The sequence below is a fragment of the Deltaproteobacteria bacterium genome, assembly GCA_016709225.1.
GTDB classification, from domain to species: domain Bacteria; phylum Myxococcota_A; class Polyangia; order Nannocystales; family Nannocystaceae; genus Xiheibacterium; species Xiheibacterium phototrophicum.
Map to the genome: position 1 here is coordinate 3443446 of JADJEE010000012.1, position 18351 is coordinate 3461796.

Sequence of the window (18351 nt, forward strand, 5' to 3'; positions counted from 1 at the left end):
AACGCGATGACCGTCAGCGCATGCTGCCCGTCGTCGGAGATCCCGTCGACGTACCACCAGAGGTAGCCGCCCGACGCGACCGCGGTGTCGAAGGCAGGGCCGTGGCCAACGCGTCGGCGACCCAGGATCCGCCCATCGTCACCATCGGCAGACCCGCACCCGGATGAACCGCGCCGCCGACCAACCACAGGTTGCGAATCTTCGTGCGGTGACGGTAGCGCTGGAACGGCGCCATCGCACCGTGGGTCGCCGCCCCATAGATCGCGCCACGCGTCCCCGGGAATCGGCCCGCGAACGAGCTCGGCGTGTGGGCCACGATCGGCGACGCGTCCGTGCGCTCGAAGTTCAGCCCGCAGGCCGACAGCTGCTCCAGCATGCGTGCTCGGCATGTCGATTCCTCGTCCTCGGGGTGGGGCGTGCCGGCCGGTGCGTTGACCAGGCAGAACAGGCGCTCGTCGCCGCTCGGGGCCGGGCCGACGCGGTCCTGCGCGCACACGTAGACGGTCGGGTGCGTGGGCACGCGACGCCGGGTGAACAGCTCGTCGAACTCGGCGACGTAGTCGTCGCTGAAGCACACGGTGTGGTACGCGAGCTCGAGCCCCGTCGGTCGCGCGAGCATCGACCAGGTCATCGCCGACAGCGAGTCTGCCGCGGCGGTCGGCCGTACCGCGCGCTCCACCGCGTCGCCGAGCGAGCCCTCGGCGAGCATCCGCGGGTCGCCGTTCCACACCAGCGCCGCGCATGGCATGCGGCGGCCGTCGTCGAGCACGACCGCGTCGACCAGCCCATCGCCACCGCACTCGAGGCGCGCGACCCCGCAGCCGGTGAGGACGCGTCCGCCGCAGCGCTCGATCGCTCCTGCCAGGGCCCGCGCCAGCGCGATCATGCCGCCCTCGATGGCCCACACGCCGCGCTGCTCGACGCTCGCGATGAGGTTGAGGGTCGCAGGCGCCGAGAAGGGCGACGAGCCGTAGTAGGTGGCGTAGCGCGCGAACAGCTGCCGCAGCCGCGCGTCCTCGAAGAAGTCGCCGAGCGCGGTCCACATGCTGCGGCCGAAGTCGACCTTCGAGAGCCCCGGCAGGCCACGCAGGCCCACGCGCCCCATCATCGCCAGCAGGCCGTCGTTGTCGTGCTGCAGGAACGGTTGCTCGAGCCGCGTCAGCAGCTCGGCGCCGTAGCGCACGAAACGGCGGTAGCCGTCGGCCTCGCGGCTGCCCGCGAAGTCCGCGATCGCGTCCGCGCTGCGGGCCTCGTCGGTGTAGAGGTCGAGTCGACTGCCATCGCGCCACGCATGGCGGGCCAGGCACGACAGCGGGCGCAGCTGCAGCCACTCGTCGAGCCGCAGGCCCGCGCGCTCGAACAGGCTGTCGAACACCGCACGCATGGTCAGCACCGTCGGGCCACAGTCGATCTCGCGATCGCCCACCGCCGCCACGCGGACCTTGCCGCCGACGGCTTCGGCGCGCTCGAGGACGACGACGTCGAGCCCCCGGCCGCAGGCCGCCAGTGCGCACGCCAGGCCCCCGATGCCGCCGCCGACGACGACGACCGGGTGCGTGCTCGAGGGGTGGGCCATCGCCGCCCAGTCTAGTGGTTCGGGCCCCCTTGTCGATGCTCTGGCCAAGATTTGACGAACATTCGACACCTGCTAGAGAGGGGAGGGCGATGGGACGTCCTGACCACGTCGAGATGGCCTTGGTCCGCGCATTCGGGCACGCCGTGGGCCAGCGGACCCCACCGCGGCTGGCGGCCGCGATGCGTCATGCCGTGTTCCCCGGTGGGGCGCGGGTGCGCCCGCGGCTGCTGATGGCGGTTGCCCATGCCTGCGGCGTCGACGACGACGGCCGGGCCGCAGCCGAGGACGCCGCGGCCGCGGTGGAGCTCATGCACTGCGCCTCGCTGGTCCACGACGACCTGCCGTGCTTCGACAATGCGCCGATCCGGCGCGGGCGCGCCACCGTGCACGCCAAGTACGGCGAGTCGACGGCGGTGCTGGTCGGCGACGGGCTCATCGTCGCAGCGATGGAAACCCTCGCGGACGCGTGCGCCCGCCATCCGCGGTTGCTGCCCGCGCTCAGCGTGCTCGCACGGGCGACCGGCGGCAACGGTGGCCTGGTCGCGGGTCAGGCGTGGGAGGGCGAGCCGCAGGCCGACATTGCGCGCTACCACCACGCGAAGACCGGCGCGCTGTTCGAGGCCGCCACCTGCATGGGCGCGATCGCGGCGGGTGTCGACCACGGGCCGTGGCGCGCGCTCGGGGCCCGCTTCGGCGAGGCCTATCAGATCGCCGACGATCTGCTCGACCTGGTCGGCACGCCGACCGAGCTCGGCAAGCCGGTGGGGCAGGACGTGGTGCACGCGCGTCCGAGTGCGGCGATCGAGCTCGGGCTCGAGCGTGCGTGGACCAAGCTCGACGAGGTGCTGCAGGCGATGCGCGACGACGTGCCCGGATGTGCCGCGGCGCCGCGACTGCATGCTTGGCTCGACGAGGCCTGTGCGCGCCTCTTTCCCGCGCGCCGCCTCAGCCACCGTGCGACCCTGGTCCGCGACGCCGCCGTGGCGGACGCGTGATCTCGATGGCCGCGGAGTACCTGCTGTTCGATCTCTTCGTGGCGGTGCCACTGCTCGCGCTGCGGCTGCTGCGACCCGGCTGGCTGGTGGGCGCGTGGGCGCCGATGGTGCGCGCGACGCTGTGGGGCGCGCTGCCGTTCGTGCTGTGGGACATCGCGGTGGTCGATCGGCACTGGTGGTTCGAGCCCACGCGGGTGCTCGGTCCGCAGCTGCTGGGCCTGCCGCTCGAGGAGCTGGGCTTCTTCCTCGTCGTGCCGCTCGCGTGCCTGGTGACGTGGGAGCTGGTCAGCTTGGGTGGTCGGCCGCAGTCGGTCGGACGTAACTTCACGTGGCCGATCGTGATCGCCGCGGCCGCCGCGACGGTGGTCGCCGCGGCGTGCGGCCGTGGCTATACCGCGCTCGTGGCCCTGGCGCTCGCGGCGGCGGCGATCGTCGACGAGGCCTGTGGCACCGCGGTCGCCCGCTCCGCTGCCGGACGGCGACACGCACTCGCCGTGGTCGCGCTCACCACGGTTTTCAACGGCTACCTCACCGCGCGGCCGATCGTGCGCTATGCCGAGGCCGAGCAGCTCGGCCTGCACATCGGCACCGTGCCGATCGAAGACTACGGCTTCGGACTCGCGCTGGTGTGGGTGACCACGGTGATCTACCAGCGCGCCCGCGGACGCAGACCGCTGCCGTCGTGGCCGATGCGGTGGATTGGCGCCCGCTTCGGTGGCTATCGCCACCGCTTCACCGATGGCGGCCGTGCGCGTGCGTCAGCCCCGGCGAAGCCGGTGCGCGTGGCGGTGATCGGCGGCGGCCTGGCGGGGCTGTCGGCCGCCGAGCTGCTGGCGCGGCGCGGCTTCACCGTGGAGCTGTTCGAGCGCGGCAACGTGCTCGGGGGCAAGCTCGCGGCCTGGCGCGAGCGGCTCGACGACGGCTTCGAGGCGGCGGTCGAGCACGGCTTCCACGCGTTCTTTCGTCACTACTACAACCTCGACGCGTGGCTCGAGGAGCTGGGCCTGCGCGGACGCCTGCGACCGATCCCCGACTACGCCATCCTTGCCCGCGATGGCGGTCGCTTCGGCTTCGCCGACGTCGCGACCACGCCGGGCCTCAACCTCTTGGGGCTGGCGGGCCAGGGCCTGTTCCGCTGGCGCGAGGTGCTGCGCCCGCGCACCGGTCGCGCGCTCGAGCAGCTGCTGCGCTACGACGCGGCGTGCGAGGACGAGACCCTCGACGCGACCAGCTTCGCGGCCTGGGCCGACGGCGCCGGTCTGCCCCCGCGTCTGCGCATGGTGTTCTCGACCTTCGCGCGGGCGTTCTTCGCCGACGAAGACCGCGTGTCGATGGCGGAGCTCGTGCGCAGCTTCCACTTCTACTACCTCTCGCACGATCGCGGCTTGGTCTACGACTACCTCGACGGCAGCTACGACGAAGCGTTGGTCGACCCCATCGCCCGGTGCCTCGTCGATCGCGGCGTGCGGCTGCACCTGCGGCGCAGCGTCGGTGAGCTGTGCCCGGTCGTCGGTGGCATCGAGGTCGACGGCGATCGCTACGACCACGTGGTGCTCGCCACCGATGCGGCCGCCTGCGCGCGGCTGCTGGCGGCCTCGCCCGCCCTGGGTCCCGCTGCGACGCCGAGTCCGTCGCTGCGCGCCGGTCAGCGCTACGCGGTCATGCGGCTGTGGTTCGATCGCGCGCTCGGTGCCGAGCTGCCGCCGTTCGTGATCACCGAGCGGGTCACAGTGCTCGACGCGATCGCCTTCGTCGAGCGCACCGATCCGCGCGCGCGTGCGTGGCGGTCGTCCCACGGCGGCAGCGTGCTCGAGCTGCACTGCTACGCCGTGCCCGACGATCTCGGCGACGACGCGGTCGCCGGCGCGCTGCGCGACGAGCTGCGTCGATTCGTCCCCGAGAGCGTCGGCGCCCACGTGGTGCACGAGCACCTGCAGATCCGCGACGACTTCACCGCGCTTCACGTCGGCATGCGCCGCGATCGCCCGACCACCGACAGCGGCATCGAGCGGCTGTGGTTCGCGGGCGACTGGGTGCGGCTGCCGGTGCCGGCGATGCTGATGGAGGCTGCGCACACCTCGGCCCGCTTTGCCGTCAATCGCATCTGCGAACACGAGGGCGTGCAGGGCGTGCCGGTGTGGACGGTGCCGTTGCACGGGCTCCTGCCCGCACGCCAGCCCCAGCGCGCCGAAAGCCGGCAGCTCTAGCCGGCGGGGATCGTCGCGCAGCCGAGCACGACCTGCACCTGTGCGCCGACGAACCCCTGGATCGCGTCGCAGGTCTGCGGGCACACGAAGATCGTCGTGGGGGCCGCGGGATCGTCGTAGTACCAGCCGTGCTCGACGTTGGCGCAATCGGCCGCCGCGTCGACGTAGCCGATGTCGAGGCTACCACCCTGCCCATCGTCGAACTCGACGTTCACCTGCGCGGGGTCGAAGTCCTGGCCGTCGGGGGGCACCGGCACGTCGAACTGGCACGGCAGGTTCGACTCCTGCTGCACGGCGTTGACCAGCACCTGGAAGACCCCCACGAAGTCCTGATCGCACAGGTCACCGACCACTCCGCCGGTGAGCTCCGCCAGCTGGATGTACTGCTCGCCGATCTTCGACGCCTCGGGGCAATCGGTGGTCGGCACCACCGCGTGAACGATGGCCGCGCGGTCGGGCTCGATCATCTGGAAGTTCGACGTGAAGTAGCCGGCCGGCTGCAACGAGTCGTCGTCGGAGACGATCACGAAGTGCAGCGCGGCGTTGGAGTCGGTGAAGGGGCCCCAGTTGTCGTGCTGCTCGATGATGACCGGCAGCGAGTTGTAGCTGTTGACGTAGTGGTCGATGTGCAGGAAATCGGGCTGGTTGCTGTCGTCGGCGACGGTGCCCTGGGCGGGCATCGAGCTGCACGAGCCGCTGCCGAGCGGCGCGTCGATGCAGATCGGCGTGGCGACCCAGTCGTTGTTGTAGTAGCCCATCGCAGCCGCCGTCAGCAGCACCACACGGACCTCGATACCGTCGTCGGAGATCGCCTGCGCGAAGTCGTTGAGGCGCGACTGCACCTCGGCCATCTCGAAGTTCATGCTCGACGAGTTGTCGACCACGATGACCACGTCGGCGCCGCGCAGCTTTGCTTCGGCGTCGAACGCCATGCCCGCGCACTCCTCCGACGGCAGGTCGGCGACGCCGAGATCGAGCACGGGCTCGCCGGTGGTGGTGCTGGTGTCGGCCGCGGTGGGGTCGGTGGTGGTGGTCGGATCCGGCTGGGTCGTCGCGGTCGTCAGGACCCCGTCGGGGTTCTCGCGGGTGTCGCCGCAGGCCGCGAGCGCGAGCACTGCCGCACAGGCGATCTGCGTCGCGCGCATCCATCGATCATCGTCGCATCGTCGGCTCGAAACCAAGGCCATGGCACGTCATCCCATCTGGTCGCCGCCCCAGGGCGCGTGCACGCCCGAGCACGGCGAACCATCCCCGCGATCCAAGGTATCGCGCCGTCGTGCGCGCCCGCAAGCGGCCGGCGGTCACCAGCCCGGCGGAAGCGACGCCCCGGCGGGCGTCGGCGCGACGAAGATGCTGTCGGCGAGGTCGACGAGGTCGGGGTCGTCGTGGTCGAAGTAGTCGTCGCGGCCGAGATCGAGCTGCAGCCCACCGGGCTCGTAGACGCCCCACGCCGGGTCACGCTGGCCTTCGCGCGGCGAGTACATGAGATCGGTCCACGACATCGCGGCGCCGTCGTCGTAGGCATGGCCGCTGGCGTGCTCGTGGGGCGCGAGCAGGTCGACCGCGCCGAGGGTGTGCATGAGCTCGTGCAGCATCGCGTAGTCGACGTAGGCCGGCGCCGCGTCGGGCTCGCCCCACGGCTCGCTGGTGCAGGCGGGGAAGCCCGGGATCTGCCCGCCCAGGTACATCGCGGCCACCTGGTCGACGATGAGCGGTGGATAGGCACCGCCGCCGCAGGCGTACTCGCTCGAGCCGCCGTAGTAGACCGCGTAGATCTTGCTGGGCGCGAGCAATCCCGCCAGCAGCAGCTCCTGCTCGATGCGATCGCGTACGTAGGCGAAGCCGGTCTCGACGTCGGCGATGGCGGCCGTGCCGTGCATCTGCGCATCGGTTCGCGACAGACGCACGAAGCCGATGTCGAGCGCACCACCGGCGGTGTCGAGACGCAGCTGGCGATCGTCGGTCTGACCCCGCAGCCACGTGGTCCAGCTGCGCACCGAGTCGCAGATGCGATCGTTGGTGTCGAGCGCCTCGTCGTCGCCGTCGGAAGGCAACACGTACATCACGCGGATCTGCGGCGCGTCGTCATCGTCGGGGCGGTCGTCCTCGCTGCGATCGATCGGGCACGTCGGCACCATCGGGATCTCGCCGCCGGTGCTGTCGCTGCTGCCGCTGCTGCCGTCTGCCTCCGACGTGCCGTCGACGGCGGACGAGGCCGTGGTGGTGGTCGACTCGGTCATGCCCGCGACGGTCGTGCTCGAGTGGCCGACATCCGAGGTGTTCGCGCTCTCGGCGGGATCGATGCCGGTCAGCGGCGTGACGATCCCGCAGCCCAGCGCGACCCCCCACGGCAGCACGCAAGCGACCGTACGCCGCGTGCGGGCGCTCCCGGCCGTCATCGCGTTTCGTCCGCGGGGCGCTCGAAGATCATGACGAAGTTCTCGCGCAGCAGCGCGGGCGTGTCCACCAGGCGGAAGCCCGCGCCTTCGATCTCGCGGCGGAACTGCTCCGGATCGGCGCGGACGTGCTTGCGCATCCATGCATCGACGCCCGCCCGCGTGCGGTCGTAGTCGACCACCACCAGGCGCGCGCCGGGGCGCAGCGCTCGATGCAGGTCGGCGAGGTAGGTCTGCGGCAGCTCGAGGTGGTGATAGGCGTCGCACAGGAACGCGACATCGACGCTGTCGGCGGCCAGGCCGCTGTGACGCTGGTCCGCGACCACGGTGGTGATGTTCTCGAGCCCGGCCTGTGCGGCGCGCTCGGCGATGTGTTCGCGGAAGTAGGGCTGCACGTCGACGGCGAACACGCGGCCGCGGGGGCCGACACGACGGGCGAACTCGAGGGTGAACAACCCGGTGCCGGCGCCGACGTCGGCGACCACGTCGCCGGGCGCGAGCGCGAGCGCGTCGACGATGCGGGTGCGGTGATCGAAGACCTCTCGGCCTTCGCGCTCGAAGCTGTCCCAGTCGCTGGCGTCGCGACGGGCATAGCGCTCGTTGATGCGCACTGCGACCGGGTCGGGCGACTCGCTCGGCACGCTCGCATCGCTGCGGGGTGCGAGCGCGCTCGAGGTCGGGCTCGGCTCCGACGCTGCGGTCGGCGGCGTCGGGCCCGGGGCTGCGGTCGGCGCGGTCGAGCCGCACGCCACGAGCGAGGCCAGCAGCCACGATGCCGCTCGCATCACGCCTGCTCCCCGTCGATCGCGTCGACGACCACGCGTGCGATGCCGGCCTGCGCCAGCCCGAACACCAGCGGGCCCACGAGCGGGATCGCCATCACGAACGTGAACGGCAGCGCGAAGCCCAGCAGCCGCGACTGGTGCCGGCGCAGGAGCTCGCGCTGCGCGGCGCGATCCAGGCCGCGCTTGTCGAAGTAGGGATCGAGCAGCTCCCAGGCCAACGCGATCGCGCTGCGCCAGGTCTGCAGCACCGGGCCCAGCACCGAGCCCACCACGGGCACGAACGACAGCACGAACAGCGCCACCGTCAGCGCGACGAAGATGCCGAGGCGTAGGAGCGCGTCGGCCAGCGATCGCGCCAGCGGCAGGCCCGGCGCGGCCGCCAGCTCATCGGCGCGCGCCGGCGCGATGACCCGCATCCCGGCCAGGAACACGCGCTCGCCGAGGAAGGGGAAGAGCGCCTGGATCAGGAACATCGCCACCACCGGCGCGCTCAGCAGCACCATCGCGATGCCGGCCAGGCGCAGCAGCACCATCATCGCGATCTGCCACCAGGTCCCGTCGTCGACGCGCGTCCACGCGATCACGGTCCACACGCCGGCGACGTCCAGCGCCGTGGTGATCGCCAGCAGCACCAGCGCCAGCGAGGCGTAGGTCCGCCGGACCTCGGGGCTGCGCCACGCCGTGCGCACGCCCTCGCTGGCGCTGCGCATCCCGAGCACGAGTTCGGAGGTGGTCTTCATCGGGGTTCGTGGGCGGTGGGGGAATGGGCTCAGATCTGCGGGCTGAAGCGGGCCGCCTCGCTGTCGGCCGACTTGGCGCCCGCGCGAGGAATGAGCGTGCAGTCGGGGAACGCCGACACCTTGCACTGCATTTCGCAGAAGTCGCGCGAGATGCGGGCCATCAGAGTCGGTGCCGCCTCGATGATGGTGCGGTGGAGGTTGCCCTCGCCCAACAGGTCGCACAGGCCGGTGCGCACGAGGAGGTCGCGGACCGGCCCGATCGGACCGATGAGGTGGATGTCGTTGCCGCGCTCGCGCAACGAGACGGTGAGGTTGCGCAGCGACTGCACGGCGGTCGCATCGACGTCGGCGATGCCGGAGCAGTCGATGGCGATGAGCACCATGTCGGGGCGTTCGGCCAGCATGCCGTGCACGCGATCCTCGAGGAAGCGCGCGTTGGCGAAGTACAGCGGTGCGTCGAGGCGCAGGATGCCGACCTGAGGGCAGGTCTCGACCGCGAAGCGCTGGCTGTTGCGGTAGACCATCGAGCCCGGGATGCGGCCCAGCTCGGCGGTGTGCGGCGTCGCGGTGCGCACCACGAACAGCACCAGCGCGACCACGAGCCCCGCCGCGAGGCCCTCGACCAAACCGACCACGAGCGTGATGACGAACGTCAGCACCATGGTGGCGGCGTCGCTGCGATGCGTGCGCCAGATCGCTCGGGCCTCACGGAGATCGACGAGCTGCAGCGCGCCGTGCATGACGATGCCCGCCAGCACCGCCATCGGCAGCACCGCGAACGAGGGCCCGATGGCAAACACCGCGACCATGACCCCCACGCCCGCCAGCACGCCGGCGACGCGGGTGCGTGCGCCGGACTGCATGTTCACCACCGTGCGCGCGAGGCTGCCGGAGGCCGGCAGCGGGCCCACCAGCGCGGCCGCGGCGTTGCTCAGCGCCAGACCCCACAGCTCGCGGTTCGGATCGATGCGCTGTCGCTGCTTGACCGCGAGCGCCTTCGCGATCGCGACCGACGAGCCGTAGCCCACGATCGCGACCGACAGTGCGGTCGGCAACAGTGCCCGGAGCTCGGCGAGGCCCGGAGATGGCCACGCGAAGCTCGGCAGCGATCGCGGCACCGAGCCGACCACCGGCAGGCCGCGGCTGGGCAGATCGAGCGCCCACGCGGTGAGTCCCGCCGCCACGCATGCGAGCAGTCCCGCGGGCACGCGCCGCTGCAGGCGCGGCATCACCACGAGCACGGCGATGGTCGCGAGACCGAACGCCAAGGTCAGCAGCGACGCGTGGCCCAGGTGCAGCAGCGCGGGCCACGGATTGCTGGCGGTCGCGTCGCGGGCGACGTCCTTGGGGAAGCCGCACAGCGGCTTGAGCTGGCTGGCGGCCGTCACCAATGCACCGGCGGCGTTGAAGCCGATGATGGCCGGGTGCCCGAGGAAGTTGGCGATGAAGCCCGCGCGCGCGAGCGCGAGCGCGAGGTAGATCGACGCCACCATCATCGTGAGCACGATCGCGAGCTCGCCGTAGCGGGCGCTGCCGGGCTCCGCGAGCGGTTGCAGGCCGCTCGCGACCAGCAAGCAGATGATCGCGACGGGCCCCACCGCCAGGTACGGGCTCGATCCCCGCAGCGCGTAGCCGAGCGGTGCCGCGGCGGCGCAGAACAGTCCCGCCGCCGGCGGCAGTCCGGCCAGCATCGCGTAGGCCATCGCCTGCGGGATCAGCAGCGCCAACACGCTGAGCGCGGCGAGCATGTCACCGCCGCGTGCACCCCCGTGGGCTCCGCCGCCGCTGCCGGTCGTGCTCACGGGTGTGCCACCCAGTGGGCCCGCGCGAGCACCAGCTGCTCGGGCGTGTTGCAGCAGCGCAGCGCGCCCGGGTCGGGCAGGTTGGCGGCGTCGACGTGCGTGGCCGCCAGCGCCGCGTAGAGTCCACGCAGCGCGCGCTCACCCGCGGCGAGCAGCGCCACCGCCGTCGCGAGCGCAGCGGCAACGCGCACCGCACCGCTGGTCGCGTGGACGATCGCGGTGCCGTCGTCGCGTTGCCCGCCGGTGGGTACCACCGCCCGCGCATCCCCGCGCTCGAGCGCCTGCAGCATCGCCTCGACGTGGATCGTGCTCAGCCACGCGGCATCGCAGGCGCCGAGGTAGGCCACCTCCGCGCCGCGCTCGAGCGCCGCGCGCAGCCCCGCCACGGTCCCCGCCAGCGGACCGCTCGGGCCGCCGTCGTCGTCGTCCACGCGGACCGTGCCGACCGGCAACACCGGCAGCGACACGCCGCGTCGTCCGACCGCGATGACGCGCGGACATGCGGTCTGGGCGATGCGACACACCCGGTGCAGCAGCGGCTCGGCGCCTGCGCCCGGCGCGTCGTCGTCATCCACCGTCCGGAGCCACGCCTTGTCGCGGCCCATGCGGCTCGATGCACCACCCGCGAGGATGACGGCTGCGCGTCTCGAAACCACGTCTTGCGTGGACGAGGGTCCGCCCTCACGACCCGGGAATCAAGCGCCGCGGCCGTGTTAGCATCGCGCGACGATGAAGCTGAGGATTCGCGGCGATGCCCTGCGTCTGCGGCTCTCGCAAGGCGACCTCGAGACGCTGGTCGAGGCCGGCGAGGTGATCGACACGGTGCACTTCGGCGCCTTCGCGCCCACGCTGCGCTACGTGCTGCGGGCCGACGACGGCGCGGCGAGCCTGGCGGCGTCCTTCGACGGGGCCGCGATCGTCGTCACGCTGCCGCGCGCGTGGGTGCTGCGCCTGGCCGACACCGACGAGGTCGGCGTGCGCGGCGAGCAAGCCATCGACGCCGCGCGCACGCTGTCGCTGTTGGTCGAGAAGGACTTTCGCTGCCTGGTCCCGCGTGACGGCGAGGACGACAGCGACGGCTTCGGTCGGCCCGCGGGTGAGGGCGCGTGCTGACGGCTCACGGCGCGGCGATGCGCTGGGCGCCGGCGTAGACGCAGGCCCGATCCCCACGCACGAAGCCGACGAGCGTGACGCCGCTGGCGCGCGCGAGCTCGACCGCGAGCGAGGTCGGGGCCGAGACCGCGACGATCACCGCGATGCGGGCGGCGAGGGCCTTCTGCACCACCTCGAAGGACGTGCGCCCGGAGACCACCAGGACCAGGTTCGACCATGGCCACGGCAGCGCCTGCGCGGCCCAGCCGACCAGCTTGTCGATCGCGTTGTGGCGCCCGACATCCTCGCGGATCGCGAGCACGGTGCCGTCGGGCCGACACAGCGCGGCGCCGTGCAGACCCCCGGTCGCGTCGAACGTCGGCTGGCCGGCGCGCAGTCGCTCGGGCAGCGCACAGATCTCGGTCATGGTGATGCGCATGGCGTCGTCGAGCGGCGGCGCGCAGCCGGTGGCCGCGGCGATCGTGGCCTTGCCGCACACGCCACAGCTGCTCGACGCGAAGGTGTGGCGACGCAGGCGGGCGAGATCGAGTGTGACCTCCGGTGCGAGCACGACGTTGACGACGTTGTCCTCCGCGTCGGGATCCTCGATGCGGTCGCAGTGCCGCACCGCGACGATCTGTGCCGGGGCCTCGACGATGCGCTCGGTCAGCATGAAGCCGCGCGCGAGGTCGAGGTCGTCCCCGGGGGTCCGCATGACCACGGCGATCGATGCGCCGGCGATGCGGAGCTCGAGCGGCTCCTCCCGCGCGAGCAGGTCGTCGCTCTCGCGTCCGACCCCGGCCCGCCACTCGTCGCGCCGGACCGACACCGTGCGGTCGGTGATCAATCCGCCTGCTTCGTCGCGGTCCACAGCTTCGTCGGGGTGCACGTCTCGTCGACGTGGGATGCGAGGTTGTGCACGAGCATCGCGCGCGGGCCGAAGGCTGGCTCGGGGACCGGCTTGGTCTCGCCCTCTGCGATCTTCTCGCCGGCGATCACGAGCCGGTAGCTGCCGCTCGATGCGCAACAGTTGCTGCAGTCGCAGGTCTCGGTCAGCTCGTAGTCGAAGCTCGGCAGCGGTCGCGCGAGACCCTCGGGGCCGCGGTCGATCTGCTGCACCACCACGAACTCTGGCGTTTCGTCGAGACCCGGTGGGAGCGAGAGCACGAAGCCGGTGACCTCACACGCGTCGGAGCGCTCGATGACCATGTGCATGCAGCCGTCATCGGGCACCGTGATGGCGGGCAACACGAGGTTGTCGAACACGAGGCGATACATCGGGCCTTCGGCGCACGGGCAGGTCTGGTCGCAGCTCTGGTAGACCAGCGCGTCGGCGGCGGTGCCCAGCACCGTGATGAGGTGGCTCTGCGCGCCGCACATCGCCGGGATCTCGGTGCCGTCCTGCTCGAGCCGCAGCTCGAACTCGGGCACGTCGGCGAATCCGCACGCCGGCGCGCCAGTGCTCTCGCCGGTGTCTGCGGTCACGAGCGTGGTGCTGCCACCGCTCTCGCCCGAGCTGGCACCACCGCTGCCGCCGTCGCTGCCGCTGCCATCGAGCCCGAACTCGGGGTTCGAGACCGTGCACGCGACAAGCCCGAGGGCTGCGAGTCCGAGACGCCGCACGCCGCCATGATAGCGGATCCGCTCTGGCTTTCGCTCGGCGTCACGCGCGACCGAACTTGTCGGCACAGCGTGTGAGGACCCGTGCGGCCGCGTCGATGCGCGGTAGCTCGTCGAGGCTCGGCAGCGGAGCCATCAGCGCCTGCGACTGGCATGCGGCGACGGTGACGTGACCCTGCGTGACGCAGGCTGCACGACGTTCTGCGAGCTTCTTGCGACGACCATCGAACCACTCGAGCGCGTCCTTCTCGGGCCCGCGCTTCATGAACTCGTCGTAGGCATTCACCACGGCGTCGCAGGCTGCGGCGACGTCGGCGGGCAACGGGGTCGGCAGCGTCGCAGCGGCGTCGATCTCGGCGTCGCGGCGGGCATCGACCGCCTGTTCGGCCTTGGCCGCTTCGTCCCGACGCGTTCGCTCCTTGGCATCGAGCGCCTCGCGTTGCTGTTGGTCCTTGCCCTCGATCTGCACCGCCTTCGCGATCGACTCCTCGACCGACGGTGCCGGCGGGCCGTCGCCGCCACACGCGGACGCGAAGGCGACGGCGAGCTGCAGGGTGCGAGTCCATGACGACGTGACGATGCGCGGTTGGATGCGAGCGAACATGGGTCCTACCTGGCCGCACACAGGCTACCCGACCTAGGGAGCTTCGCACGAGCACCGGCACGATCGCGGCCCGAACGCGACCCGTCGCGGGCCGCGGGTCGGGAGCCCACGCGATCCAACCAACTCGAACGCGCTCGCGTCGCGTGCTCAGTCGGGAGCGGCGCTGCGTCGGCACCGACGCGTGACGCCACGGCACGACCACGCGAAAGCGCGATGGCTTGCGTTGCGTCACCTCGCAACGAGTTCAGTGCTTGGGGGCACGCGCCCACACGCAAACGCGAACCACCGCGTTCGATCCACCACGATCGTCGCTTCCTCGACAACCTCGGTGGTGTAGAGTCGGATCCACTGCCATGCATCGAAAGCTCGCTTCACTTCGGGTGCTCGCGTCGGTCTCGCTGATGGTCGTGTTGCCTGCGGGCTGCAAGGACGACGCGGCGGCGAAGGGCGATTTGATCACCCGCGCGACGATCGGCCCCGACGGCGGCACGCTCGCCGGCGGCGGCATCGAGCTGGTGATCCCGGCGGGCGCGCTCACGGCCGAGACCGACATCGAGCTGCTGACCTCGGCGCGCGACCTCTCGGCCCGCGACTTCGTGCAGCAGGGTGGGGCGATGGAGCTCACCCCCGAGGGCCTGGGCCTGCGACTGCCGGCCGAGCTGAAGTTCACGGGTGGGTCCGACGACAGCGTCGCGCTGTTCGTGCAAGACGGCCTCACGGTGGCGGGCGCCGGGGCCAGCACGTGGGTGAACGAGCTCGGCGTCATCGCGCTCGCCAACGAGGGCATGCGCATGACGGAGATGTTCGAGCCCATGCTGGGCTCGTCGCCGACGCAGCCCGGGATGACCTTCCGCGACGTCGCCCACTTCCGCGTCGGGCTCACCAACACGCCGCGCTTCAACGTCGCGTTGTCGATCTACGACTTCGGCCAGGCCTACGACAAGGCGCTCAACGGCACCGGCGAGGGCGACTGTGGCTTCGAGCTGGGCGGCGTCCAGGGCGGATCGTTGTCGGCCGGCTGCTCCGATGGGCCGCTGACTGCGAAGGTCGGCGTCACCAGTGCGGAGATCGAGTTCGACGTCACGCCGTTCCAGTCGGGCAAGCTCGAGACGCCGGTGGTGGTCGGCGTGATCGGTGGATCCGACGAGCTCGCGTATCAGCTCGGGTTCCTCTCGTTCGACACCAGCCCCTGCTACGCCGAGACCTGCTCGGACTACGGCACCTGCGAAGTGCAGGGCGACGCGGCGGTGTGCAACTGCATGGAGGGCTTCGCCCCCGGTGAAGATCTCTCGTGCGTGTGCGTGCCCGACTGCGCCGGCCGCCAGTGCGGCGGCGACGGCTGCGGCGGCACCTGTGCCCCGGGCTGTGGCGACAACGAGTTCTGCGACGACGGCTCCGGTCAGTGCCAGCCCGACGGTAGCGATACCGGCACCACCGATCCCGGCACCACCGATCCGACCGACGCGAGCACCACCGATCCCGGTTCGACGAGCGACCCGAGCGGTGGCTCGAGCGGTGGTTCGAGCGGCGGTATGGGTACCAGCACGACGATGTAGCCGCCCGTCGGCGCCGAAGCTCGCGGCCTCGCCCCGTGCGGACGCATCGCGCGTGACCGCGACGTGTCGACGTGTACACGCGCGGCAGCGGTGCGATCGCGGGGCAAGGTGGGCGGCCCTTGTGGGCACGGGTGCGACGGACACGGGCGACGCCGGCGTGTGCAATGCGCATCCGCGTCGAGCAGCGCAGCGATCGCGCCGGTGCGAGCAGAAAACTGCGCCGCGACCACGGCACGGCAACGCGTGATCCCGCGGGGGCGAGACACCGCAGCCATCGTGGAGCCTGCCCACGGCGCCGATGTGGGAGCGCTGCGATCGGACAACCTCGCATTCCCAAGCGACACCAAGGACGCGTCCGGATCGCGGTGTCCGACGCCGATGTGACAGTGTGGGGCCTCCGAGCGACACCCATCCGACACCGGTGCGTGGTCACGAAAAGACGCGGTCGCGTGGGTGTCGAAGGCCCCAGACGCCGTCGCCGAACCTTGCGTGAAACGACGAATTCACCGGGCTACGATCGCGTTCTCGAAAACTCGTGCTTGCGTCCCTCACGGCGATCCGCATACGATGCGATCGCGGCGTGGGAGCGTGATCCCAACCGCCAACAACTTTCAGTGGGTCGGGCGATCAGCGAGGGGAGCAAGACGATGCGAGCGCGTTCAGCAAGCAAGACGCTCGGGCTAGGCGTAGCGGCGGGGCTACTGTCGGCCTTCACACTCAACGCCTGCAACGAAGCAGGAACCACCGAAGACCAGTGCGTCTCCAACGAAGACTACTTCAAGGAGAAAGTCTGGTCGAACATCCTGGGGACGACCTGCATCAAGTGTCACAGCGACACCGGTGCGGCGAAGGACTCCAGCTTCATCCTCCGCGACGCCAAGTGGGGCCCGGACTACCTCGAGAACAATCTCAAGGTGTTCGAGTCGATGGCGAAGCTGCAGTATGAAGGCACGCCGTGGATCTTGGTGAAGCCCTCGATGGACAAGGGCATCACCCACGGCGGCGCGATGCAGCTCGACAAGGGCAGCGAGCAGTACAAGGCGTTCCAGGGCATGATCGACCGCCTGGAGAACCCGGTCACCTGCGCCGACGACGGCGAGGAAGAGGCCGAGTTCTTCTCCGGCGTCGAGCTGCTCGACGAGGTCGCGACCCTGCGCAAGGCCTCGCTCTCCATCGCCGGTCGTCTGCCGACCCCCGAGGAGGAGCAGCGTGTCCGCGACGGTGGCTTCGAGGCGCTCGACGGCGTGCTCGACGACATGATGACCGAGGACGCGTTCTACGACCGGCTCAAGGAGATCTACAACGATCACTTCCTGACCGATCGCTACTACCCGAACACCATGGCGCTCGACCTGCTCGAAGCGCAGAACATGGACGACAACGAGATCTACCCGTACGTCCGCTGGTACGAGAACGAGCCCGACGCCGACACGCTGGGCCGCTTCAGCAACCAAGCCGTCGCCCGCGAGGCGCTCGAGCTGGTCGCGTACGTGGTGCGCAACAACAAGCCGTTCACGGAGATCCTCACCGCCGACTACACGATGGTGAACCCGTACTCGGCCAAGGTGTACGGCCTGCAGGGCGTGCAGTTCCAGGATCCGAGCAACTACACCGAGTTCGCGCCGGCCAAGATCCCGGGCATTCCGCACGCGGGTGTGATGACCACGACGGTCTTCCTGAACCGGTTCCCGACCACGGAGACGAACCGCAATCGTCACCGTTCGCGCATCTTCTACAAGTACTTCCTGGCGACCGACGTGCTCAAGCTCGGCGAGCGCCCGGTGCAGTCGTCGGCGATCCTCGGGGTCGCGCCCTGGCTCAACAACTCGGCGTGCAGCGTCTGCCACGAGCAGGTGGATCCGGTCGCGGGCGCATTCCAGAACTTCGGGCCCATGGGTGAGTACCAGCCGCCCGAGATGGGCTGGTTCGGCGACATGAAGGCGCCGGGCTACGGCGATGTCGTGATGCCGCCCGAGGAGTACCCGCGCGCGCTCAACTGGCTCGCAGGTCAGGCCGCGCAGGATCGCCGCTTCGCCGTGTCGGCCATCGACGTGCTGTACCACGGTCTGTCGGGCGACGACCCGCTCGAGGCGCCTTCGGATCCGTCCGAGGAGGGCTACCTCGAGGGCATCCGTGCCGCCGACATGCAGGCGAAGACCTTCGATGGCATCGCGCAGAAGTTCATCGACAGCAACTACAACCTGAAGACGGTCGTCAAGGAGCTGGTCAAGACCCCGTACTACCGCGCCTACAACGCGGAGGGGCTCGACGAGACCCGCGAGACCGAGCTCAGCAAGCTCGGCACCGGTCGCCTGCTCATCCCCGAGCAGCTCAACCGCAAGATCGAGGCGGTCACGGGCCAGCCGTGGCGCGTCAGTGCCGAGGACACCGACCTGCTGCTCGACGACGATCAGTACAAGATCTTCTACGGCGGCATCGACTCCGACACGGTGGTCGAGCGCATCACCACGCCCAACGGCATCATCGCCAACACGGCGAAGCGCATGGGCAACGAGATCGCGTGCTGGTCGACTGCGGCCGACTTCACGCGCGCCCCGGGTGACCGTCGCCTCTTCCCGTACGTCGATCCCAGCTTCGAGCCCGAGGACGGCAACGGCTTCGAGGTCCCCGCCGCGGCCTCGTCGATCCGCGCCAACATGCAGTACCTGCATGCCAAGCTGCTCGGCGAGTACCTCGACCAGAACGACCCCGAGATCAACCGCACCTACGAGCTGTTCTTGAAGGTGTGGAAGGAGGGTCAGCGGGGCATGGCCACGACCATCGTCGACGAGAACGGCAACGAGGTGCCGGAGTACGGTCCGCAGCTGCCCGGCCAGTGCCAGGCGACCGCCGACTTCTGGTCCGGAGCGCCGCTCAACGAGCGGTCGATCACGGAAGACCGCAACTACACAATCCGCGCGTGGATGGCTGTCGTCAGCTACCTGCTCTCGGACTACCGGTTCCTGCACGAGTAAAGA

Annotated in this window: 15 protein-coding genes; 5 read left to right on the forward strand and 10 right to left on the reverse strand. The window is 70.7% G+C overall.

The window, feature by feature from the left end:
- Positions 1–13: 13 nt before the first annotated feature.
- Positions 14–1576, reverse strand: coding sequence for a phytoene desaturase (gene crtI, locus IPH07_39270; GenBank protein MBK6923495.1), 1563 nt, complete (start codon positions 1574–1576; stop codon positions 14–16).
- A gap of 89 nt (positions 1577–1665) precedes the next feature.
- On the opposite strand from crtI, the gene IPH07_39275 reads away from it, so the two are divergent.
- Complete coding sequence (locus tag IPH07_39275) at positions 1666–2571, forward strand: polyprenyl synthetase family protein (protein MBK6923496.1); 906 nt, start codon at positions 1666–1668, stop codon at positions 2569–2571.
- A 5-nt stretch (positions 2572–2576) separates the two neighbouring features.
- A complete protein-coding gene (locus tag IPH07_39280) occupies positions 2577–4778 on the forward strand; it encodes a lycopene cyclase domain-containing protein (GenBank protein MBK6923497.1) in 2202 nt (733 codons plus the stop codon).
- Here the strand turns inward: IPH07_39280 and IPH07_39285 are convergent.
- The 6 genes from IPH07_39285 to IPH07_39310 all read right to left on the reverse strand — a co-directional run bounded on the left by IPH07_39285 (position 4775) and on the right by IPH07_39310 (position 11157).
- The gene (locus IPH07_39285; GenBank protein ID MBK6923498.1) at positions 4775–5923 is read right to left on the reverse strand and encodes a hypothetical protein; all 1149 of its coding nucleotides are present in this window, start codon (positions 5921–5923) and stop codon (positions 4775–4777) included. The genes IPH07_39280 and IPH07_39285 overlap by 4 nt on opposite strands.
- 156 nt (positions 5924–6079) lie before the next feature.
- The gene (locus tag IPH07_39290) at positions 6080–7135 is read right to left on the reverse strand and encodes a hypothetical protein (GenBank protein ID MBK6923499.1); all 1056 of its coding nucleotides are present in this window, start codon (positions 7133–7135) and stop codon (positions 6080–6082) included.
- 38 nt (positions 7136–7173) lie between these two features.
- The gene (locus IPH07_39295) at positions 7174–7959 is read right to left on the reverse strand and encodes a methyltransferase domain-containing protein (protein ID MBK6923500.1); all 786 of its coding nucleotides are present in this window, start codon (positions 7957–7959) and stop codon (positions 7174–7176) included.
- Complete coding sequence (locus IPH07_39300) at positions 7959–8699, reverse strand: EI24 domain-containing protein (protein MBK6923501.1); 741 nt, start codon at positions 8697–8699, stop codon at positions 7959–7961. Before IPH07_39300 ends, IPH07_39295 begins: the two co-directional genes overlap by 1 nt.
- 29 nt (positions 8700–8728) lie before the next feature.
- Positions 8729–10501, reverse strand: coding sequence for an STAS domain-containing protein (locus tag IPH07_39305; GenBank protein ID MBK6923502.1), 1773 nt, complete (start codon positions 10499–10501; stop codon positions 8729–8731).
- On the reverse strand, positions 10498–11157 hold the full coding sequence (locus IPH07_39310) for an NTP transferase domain-containing protein (protein MBK6923503.1): 660 nt from the start codon (positions 11155–11157) through the stop codon (positions 10498–10500). The genes IPH07_39305 and IPH07_39310 overlap by 4 nt, the downstream gene beginning before the upstream one ends.
- Positions 11158–11230: 73 nt before the next feature.
- Between IPH07_39310 and IPH07_39315 the strand changes: the two genes are divergently transcribed.
- A complete protein-coding gene (locus IPH07_39315) occupies positions 11231–11614 on the forward strand; it encodes a hypothetical protein (protein MBK6923504.1) in 384 nt (127 codons plus the stop codon).
- 4 nt (positions 11615–11618) lie between these two features.
- Here the strand turns inward: IPH07_39315 and fdhD are convergent, their stop codons facing one another.
- The 3 genes from fdhD to IPH07_39330 are packed head-to-tail and all read right to left on the reverse strand — an operon-like array spanning position 11619 to position 13817.
- Complete coding sequence (fdhD, locus tag IPH07_39320) at positions 11619–12422, reverse strand: formate dehydrogenase accessory sulfurtransferase FdhD (GenBank protein MBK6923505.1); 804 nt, start codon at positions 12420–12422, stop codon at positions 11619–11621.
- A 14-nt stretch (positions 12423–12436) separates the two neighbouring features.
- The gene (locus tag IPH07_39325; protein ID MBK6923506.1) at positions 12437–13216 is read right to left on the reverse strand and encodes a hypothetical protein; all 780 of its coding nucleotides are present in this window, start codon (positions 13214–13216) and stop codon (positions 12437–12439) included.
- A gap of 40 nt (positions 13217–13256) precedes the next feature.
- Complete coding sequence (locus IPH07_39330; GenBank protein ID MBK6923507.1) at positions 13257–13817, reverse strand: hypothetical protein; 561 nt, start codon at positions 13815–13817, stop codon at positions 13257–13259.
- A 353-nt stretch (positions 13818–14170) separates the two neighbouring features.
- Here IPH07_39330 and IPH07_39335 point away from each other — a divergent pair, with 353 nt between their 5' ends.
- Positions 14171–15373, forward strand: a complete 1203-nt coding sequence (locus tag IPH07_39335; protein ID MBK6923508.1) for a hypothetical protein — start codon at positions 14171–14173, stop codon at positions 15371–15373.
- 647 nt (positions 15374–16020) lie between these two features.
- Positions 16021–18348 carry a DUF1592 domain-containing protein gene (locus IPH07_39340; protein ID MBK6923509.1) on the forward strand — a complete coding sequence of 776 codons (2328 nt, stop codon included), beginning with the start codon at positions 16021–16023 and terminating at the stop codon, positions 18346–18348.
- Positions 18349–18351: the final 3 nt, after the last annotated feature.

Bases quoted from the DNA above. Each gene is read 5' to 3' on its own strand.
- IPH07_39285 (MBK6923498.1), bottom strand. From the start codon at position 5,923: ATGCGCGCGACGCAGATCGCCTGTGCGGCAGTGCTCGCGCTCGCGGCC.
- IPH07_39340 (MBK6923509.1), top strand. From the start codon at position 16,021: ATGCGAGCGCGTTCAGCAAGCAAGACGCTCGGGCTAGGCGTAGCGGCG.
- IPH07_39330 (MBK6923507.1), bottom strand. From the start codon at position 13,817: ATGTTCGCTCGCATCCAACCGCGCATCGTCACGTCGTCATGGACTCGC.
- IPH07_39275 (MBK6923496.1), top strand. From the start codon at position 1,666: ATGGGACGTCCTGACCACGTCGAGATGGCCTTGGTCCGCGCATTCGGG.
- crtI (MBK6923495.1), bottom strand. From the start codon at position 1,576: ATGGCCCACCCCTCGAGCACGCACCCGGTCGTCGTCGTCGGCGGCGGC.
- IPH07_39295 (MBK6923500.1), bottom strand. From the start codon at position 7,959: ATGCGAGCGGCATCGTGGCTGCTGGCCTCGCTCGTGGCGTGCGGCTCG.
- IPH07_39315 (MBK6923504.1), top strand. From the start codon at position 11,231: ATGAAGCTGAGGATTCGCGGCGATGCCCTGCGTCTGCGGCTCTCGCAA.
- IPH07_39280 (MBK6923497.1), top strand. From the start codon at position 2,577: ATGGCCGCGGAGTACCTGCTGTTCGATCTCTTCGTGGCGGTGCCACTG.
- IPH07_39335 (MBK6923508.1), top strand. From the start codon at position 14,171: ATGCATCGAAAGCTCGCTTCACTTCGGGTGCTCGCGTCGGTCTCGCTG.
- IPH07_39300 (MBK6923501.1), bottom strand. From the start codon at position 8,699: ATGAAGACCACCTCCGAACTCGTGCTCGGGATGCGCAGCGCCAGCGAG.